This is a genomic window from Polaribacter sp. (assembly GCF_049276715.1).
Lineage (GTDB): Bacteria > Bacteroidota > Bacteroidia > Flavobacteriales > Flavobacteriaceae > Polaribacter.
This window is the reverse complement of the sequence record NZ_JBASWY010000056.1, coordinates 26,707-32,715: the sequence shown is the minus strand read 5'-3', so window position 1 is coordinate 32,715 and position 6,009 is coordinate 26,707. Positions and strand designations below refer to the sequence as shown.

Sequence of the window (6,009 nt, the reverse complement as noted above, 5' to 3'; positions counted from 1 at the left end):
ATTTAATCCATAAGGTAATACAGAAAAATAGTGAACTGAGTTTATGGAATTACTGTATTTGGTGACCAAATCATCATCAATTTCGGCTTCTTTTCCATTTATAAACCTTTGAAAACCGGTATTTGTTAAAACATCATTTATAGAATCAAACTCTTTAGAATATAAAAACTTTCCATCTTTTCTTGTTGCCAAATACTTTATGTTTCTGAATTGAAACGTAATTTTTGAATTTGAAACTTTATCAGCTCCAGAACTTACTATTGTTTTATCGATTATTTCTTGAGCTGTCAATTCAGTTTCCGATTTTTTGCAGGAAAACAAGAAAAGAATAGAAACTAAAAAAAGATACCTCATTAAATTTTGTTTTGTTAATAGAGAGTCCAAAATTACATTTCTTTGCCCAAAGTAAAAATGTATCTTTGCATAAATTTAAAAAATCAGTCCATGACTGTTCAGAAAAAAATAAACATACAGAATAAAAAAGCACGTTTCGAATATGAAATTCTAGACAAATATGTTGCTGGAATTCAGTTAACAGGTACAGAAATTAAATCTATTAGACTAAGCCAAGCAAGAATTACAGAGAGTTTTTGCGAATTTAACGAACGTGGAGAGTTGTTTATTATAAATATGTATATTCAAGAATATATGTTTGGTCATCATTTTAATCACAACCCAAAAAGCGAACGTAGATTACTTTTAAACAAGCGAGAATTACGTAGTTTAAAAAAAGATGTAGAAGCCAAAGGAAATACCATTGTGCCTCTAAAACTATTTATTAATGATAAAGGTTTTGCCAAACTAGAAATAGCTTTAGCGAAAGGAAAACAAACACATGACAAGCGTGAAGTTTTAAAAGATAGAGCCAATAAAAGAGATATGGCAAGAATTAAAAAAAGCTTTAATGCTTAGAGAAAAACTTAAAAATTACAATATTATTTTAGCTTCTAAATCTCCAAGAAGACAGCAGTTTTTTAAAGACTTGGATATCGATTTTATAATACAGTTAAAAGAAGTAGAAGAGATGTATCAGCAAGAATTACAGGGAACAGAAATTACCGATTTTTTAGCCGATTTAAAATCTAAACCTTTTACCAATTTATCTGATAAAGATCTACTAATTACTTCAGATACCATAGTTTGGTTAGAAAATAAAGCATTAGGGAAACCTAAAAATGTAACTGAAGCCTTTCAAATGCTAAAGGATTTGTCAGGCAAAAAACACGAAGTAATTACATCGATCAGTATAAAAAGTAAGTGCTTCCAGAAAATTATTAACGATATAACTACGGTTTCTTTTAAAGAATTAACGGATGATGAAATTCATTATTATATCAAAAATTATAACCCTTTTGACAAGGCAGGAGCTTATGGAATTCAAGAATGGATTGGATTTATAGCCGTTCATAAAATTGAAGGAAGCTATTTTAATGTTGCAGGCTTACCCGTTCATAAACTTTATGAAGCATTAATGGAGCTTTAAACCTAAGACTTTATCACAAACTGTTAAAAAGTCTTTTTACTAATTCCCTTTTTCCTTTTTATAAGCGTAAATAAAAGTTTATTTTTACGCAAATTTTACAAATCATATACTTTATAATGAAAAAATACACGTATACAGAAAAAAAAGACACACGTTCTGGTTTTGGTGATGGATTAACTGAGTTAGGAAGAACAAACCCAAATGTAGTTGCCTTATGTGCAGATTTAATTGGGTCTTTAAAAATGGATGAATTCATCAAAGAAAATCCTGAAAGATTTTTTCAAGTAGGTATTGCAGAAGCAAACATGATTGGCATTGCTGCTGGTTTAACCATTGGTGGTAAAATACCTTTTACAGGTACATTTGCTAATTTTTCTACAGGTAGAGTTTATGATCAAATTCGTCAATCTGTAGCTTATTCTGGTAAAAATGTAAAAATTTGTGCATCGCATGCAGGAGTTACTTTAGGAGAAGATGGTGCAACACATCAAATTTTAGAAGATATTGGATTGATGAAAATGTTACCTGGAATGACCGTAATTAATCCTTGTGATTACAACCAAACCAAAGCAGCAACTATTGCCATTGCAGATTTTGATGGACCTGTTTATTTACGTTTTGGAAGACCAAAAGTCCCAGTTTTTATGCCTGCAGATGCTAAATTTGAAATTGGAAAAGGAATACAATTAACAGAAGGTTCAGATGTTACGATCGTTGCAACAGGTCATTTGGTTTGGGAGTCTTTACAAGCTGCAGAACAATTAGAAGCTGAAGGAATCTCTGCAGAGGTAATTAACATTCATACTATTAAACCTTTAGACGAAGCTATTATTTTAAAATCTGTGGCTAAAACAGGTTGTATTGTTACAGCAGAAGAACATAATATTATTGGAGGTTTAGGCGAAAGTGTTGCAAGAACATTGTCTTTAAACTTACCAACAGTACAAGAATTTATTGGTACTAACGATACTTTTGGAGAATCTGGAACTCCAGAACAATTGATGGCAAAATATGGTTTAGATGCAAAAGCGATTGTAAAAGCGGTTAAAAAAGTAATTTCAAGAAAAAGATAACGTTTATATAATTCAACAAATAAATTTAAATTATAAGAAAATGAAAAAAATAATGATATTCATGTTTTTGACTTTAGGTTTAAGTCAGATTACATATTCACAAATTGAGTTTGGATTGAAAGGAGGTTTAAACTATAATAATAATGGAGAAGGTTCCTTTAAAGATGCAACAAATAATATTGTTGCAGATGGTGCAAGCGCTAAAACTGGTTTTCATGCAGGTGTTTGGTTTAGAGGAGATATTCCATTAATTGGATTGTATTTAAGACCAGAAATAGTTTACACGCAAGTAAAAACAGAATTTGAGCAACAAGCGAATACAGAATCTTATTCTTTTAAAAAATTAGATGTTCCTGTTTTACTTGGTAAGAAATTTTTAGGTTTTGCAAATGCTTTTATAGGACCCTCTTTTCAATATATTTTAGACGATAACATTACTTTCGGAGGTTTATCAACAGATGATTTTGATAAATTCTCTGTGGGTTTACAAATGGGGTTTGGAGTAGAGTTTGGTAAATTAGGTATTGATGTAAGATGGGAAAGAGGATTATCTGAATCTGAAGCAAGATTTGCAAATACTTCTAGAGTTGATAATAGAACCAATCAAATTATTTTTGGTTTGTCTTTAGGTTTATAAAAATATAAAATAACTGAACAAAAAAAGCTCTTGAAAAATTTTCAAGAGCTTTTTTTGTGAATCTAAATTCCTGTTATTTTATATCAGGATTTAAATAATCTGGTAATGTTGGATTATTAGGATCGCTAAAATCGTTTGTTGGATCTCCATCATTATTGGCATCTTCATTTTTTGTAAGTATTCCATCACCATCATCATCTGTATCAAAAAAGTTTGGCAAACCATCTTCATCTGTATCATCATCAGTTACAATACCATTTCCATCTAAATCTTCTTTTATAGAGGGTACACCATCATTATCATGGTCTGTGTTTGGCACAATCGTTAACAAATCTATAGTAAACATTAAATTTAAATTTACTAAAGAACTACTATAATTTTGTGTGTTTGAAGAAGGATATCCTAATCCTGAAGGAATAAATATAATACCTTTACCTCCATTTAAAAAGGTTAATGGTCCGTTAAAAGGACCTCCATTTGCATCTTTCTTTAACTCTCCTCCCTTAAAATTCGTAAAACCATAAGTCCAACCACGAATAACAGAAGTTAAGTTAAACCAAATTCCTGTTGTGTTAGAATCGAATGGTGTATCATCGAAACCTGTTCCTCCAAAAGTAAATCCAGCATAATTTACAAAAACAGAATCTACTTTGGTTGGAAAACCTTTATCTGGATCTGGAGCATAATTTCCTTCTCTAATTACATAAACATAAAGTTTGTAGTCGATCTCATTTTCTGTAACATTCATCACTTTTAGCTTCGAATTTTCATCAAAAAGTGCTGTTTTTCCAGTTTCTAATTTTTTTACTGAATCTAAATTTGCATCATAGTAAAAGTTTTTTAAGAATTTAACTATAGAATCGTTATCAGATAAAGCTAAAGCCTCATGATCTATATTTGCAAAAGGGTTCACAAAAGCATTGTCATCACCACATGCATATAATACAACACTAAAAATTAATAGTGCAAATATGTTTTTTATTTTAGTCATATAACTTGTAAAAATTTAGGGCGCAATTTACCATTTTTATACCTTTGTAAAAAGACAAAAAGTATATTTTAACTTTTTTTATGAGAATCGATAAATTTTTATGGTGCATTCGTGTTTTTAAAACGCGCAGCATAGCAACTACTGCTTGTAAAAAGGGGCAAATTAAAATAGAAGATAAAAGTGTAAAACCATCTAAAGAAGTCTTTGGTGATGAATTAATTACCATAAGAAAAGACCAAATTAATTATAAATTAAAAGTTTTAGATTTACCTAGTAGCAGAGTTGGTGCAAAATTAGTAGATTTATACAGAAAAGATATTACACCAAAAGAAGAGTTCGAAAAAACCGAACTTTTAAAGTTTGCGAAAGATTATTATCGAAAAAAAGGTTCTGGTAGGCCCACTAAAAAAGACAGAAGAGATATTGAAGGCTATCAAGAAGATACTACAGAAAACATATGAAAGTAGAAAAAAACATTATTTTAAATGCAGTTCAAATTGATCAAAAAATAAAGAGAATTGCTTATCAAGTCTATGAAAGTAATAGTAGCGAAAAAGAGGTTATTGTAGCTGGTATTATTGGTAATGGCTATATTTTTGCAGAAAAATTAACCAAAGTACTTAAAGAGATTTCAACGTTAAGTGTAATTATTTGTAAGGTGAATATTAATAAGAAAAAACCACTAGAAAAAATCACAACTTCTCTAGAAATTGATGAATATAAAAATAAATCTCTTGTTTTAGTTGACGATGTTTTAAATTCTGGAACCACATTAATTTACGGCGTAAAGCATTTTTTAGAAGTTCCTTTAAAAAGATTTAAAACGGCTGTACTTGTAAATAGAAATCATAAAAAATACCCTGTAAAAGCAGATTTTAAAGGAATATCGTTATCAACTTCTACAAAAGAACATATTCAAGTGGAGTTTTCTGAAAAAGAATCTAAAGCTTATTTAGTGTAATAATTTTTTAATTTCTTTGGCTACCTTTTTTTTAGATTTATCATCTATTTTTACTTTCATTTTAGCTTGATCATAAAAGAACCTTCTTTCAAAAAGATGTTTTGCTACAAATTCTGGAATTTGATCATCACTTAAAGAGGCAATTAAAGGACGCTTACTTTTCTTTTTTATCAATCTTTTTACTAATGTTTTCAGGTTCCCTTCTAAATATATTGAAGTAACATATTCTTGATTGATTTCTTCCATATTGTTGGCATAACAAGGAGTTCCTCCACCTACAGAGAGAACAAAGTTTGTGTTTTTAGCAAGTATTTCTTTTAAGTATTTATTTTCTATCAATCTAAAGTAAATTTCTCCTTTATTTTTAAAAATATCTAAAATACTCGATTTCTCTTTTTCAATGATGTAATCGTCTAAATCTATGAATTCAATCGACATTTTTTTCGATAAACGTTTACCTATGCTAGATTTTCCAGAAGCCATATACCCTAATAACACTATTTTCATTCTCTGATATTTTTAAGCAAATATCGAGAAAATTTATTCAATTTTATATTTCTACTTCCATAGTTTGGTAGTATATTTACACCTTCCTAATTTAGACTTGGTAGCTCAGTTGGTAGAGCATCTCACTTTTAATGAGAGGGTCTTGGGTTCGAATCCCAACCAGGTCACAAAAAAGTTGAGCAATTTGCTTAACTTTTTTAGTTTAAAAGCGCACGTGGCGAAATTGGTAGACGCGCAGCCTTGAGGGGGCTGTAAACGTAAGTTTGTGGAAGTTCGAATCTTCTCGTGCGCACTTAAAAAAAATAACTTCTTCACAAAATATTAACCTTTGAATAAAGGATTATTATTAATTTTGTT

8 protein-coding genes, 2 tRNA genes and 1 pseudogene are annotated in these 6,009 nt (G+C 29.7%); 8 read left to right on the top strand and 3 right to left on the bottom strand.

Translation table 11 applies throughout. The features are described 5' to 3' along the window. Positions 1–354, bottom strand: a pseudogene (locus WAO74_RS13980) (deoxyribose-phosphate aldolase); the annotation flags it as partial. Positions 355–444: 90 nt separating this feature from the next. Between WAO74_RS13980 and smpB the strand changes: the two are divergent. From smpB to WAO74_RS13960, 4 genes are all read left to right on the top strand, one after another. Continuing rightward, entirely contained in the window at positions 445–912 is a 468-nt protein-coding gene (smpB, locus tag WAO74_RS13975; protein ID WP_422162885.1) for an SsrA-binding protein SmpB, read from the top strand. After that, positions 905–1,483, top strand: a complete 579-nt coding sequence (locus WAO74_RS13970; RefSeq protein WP_422162883.1) for a Maf family nucleotide pyrophosphatase — start codon at positions 905–907, stop codon at positions 1,481–1,483. The genes smpB and WAO74_RS13970 overlap by 8 nt, the downstream gene beginning before the upstream one ends. A 116-nt stretch (positions 1,484–1,599) precedes the next feature. Further along, positions 1,600–2,556 carry a transketolase family protein gene (locus WAO74_RS13965; protein ID WP_422162882.1) on the top strand — a complete coding sequence of 319 codons (957 nt, stop codon included), beginning with the start codon at positions 1,600–1,602 and terminating at the stop codon, positions 2,554–2,556. A 40-nt stretch (positions 2,557–2,596) separates the two neighbouring features. Continuing rightward, the gene (locus tag WAO74_RS13960; protein WP_422162881.1) at positions 2,597–3,193 is read left to right on the top strand and encodes an outer membrane beta-barrel protein; all 597 of its coding nucleotides are present in this window, start codon (positions 2,597–2,599) and stop codon (positions 3,191–3,193) included. 73 nt (positions 3,194–3,266) lie between these two features. Here WAO74_RS13960 and WAO74_RS13955 read toward each other — a convergent pair whose 3' ends face one another. Further along, positions 3,267–4,184 carry an FKBP-type peptidyl-prolyl cis-trans isomerase gene (locus tag WAO74_RS13955; RefSeq protein ID WP_422162880.1) on the bottom strand — a complete coding sequence of 306 codons (918 nt, stop codon included), beginning with the start codon at positions 4,182–4,184 and terminating at the stop codon, positions 3,267–3,269. A gap of 80 nt (positions 4,185–4,264) precedes the next feature. Between WAO74_RS13955 and WAO74_RS13950 the strand changes: the two genes are divergently transcribed. Continuing rightward, the gene (locus WAO74_RS13950; protein ID WP_422162879.1) at positions 4,265–4,645 is read left to right on the top strand and encodes an RNA-binding S4 domain-containing protein; all 381 of its coding nucleotides are present in this window, start codon (positions 4,265–4,267) and stop codon (positions 4,643–4,645) included. Then, positions 4,642–5,145: a phosphoribosyltransferase family protein gene (locus tag WAO74_RS13945; protein ID WP_422162878.1), complete on the top strand. Its 504-nt coding sequence runs from the start codon at positions 4,642–4,644 to the stop codon at positions 5,143–5,145. The genes WAO74_RS13950 and WAO74_RS13945 overlap by 4 nt, the downstream gene beginning before the upstream one ends. Here the strand turns inward: WAO74_RS13945 and WAO74_RS13940 are convergent. Beyond that, on the bottom strand, positions 5,137–5,652 hold the full coding sequence (locus WAO74_RS13940) for a shikimate kinase (protein ID WP_422162876.1): 516 nt from the start codon (positions 5,650–5,652) through the stop codon (positions 5,137–5,139). The genes WAO74_RS13945 and WAO74_RS13940 overlap by 9 nt on opposite strands. Before the next feature lie 94 nt (positions 5,653–5,746). Between WAO74_RS13940 and WAO74_RS13935 the strand changes: the two genes are divergently transcribed. Next, a tRNA-Lys gene (locus WAO74_RS13935) sits at positions 5,747–5,819 on the top strand. A gap of 41 nt (positions 5,820–5,860) precedes the next feature. Then, positions 5,861–5,944 (top strand) — tRNA-Leu (locus WAO74_RS13930). Positions 5,945–6,009 lie beyond the last annotated feature (65 nt).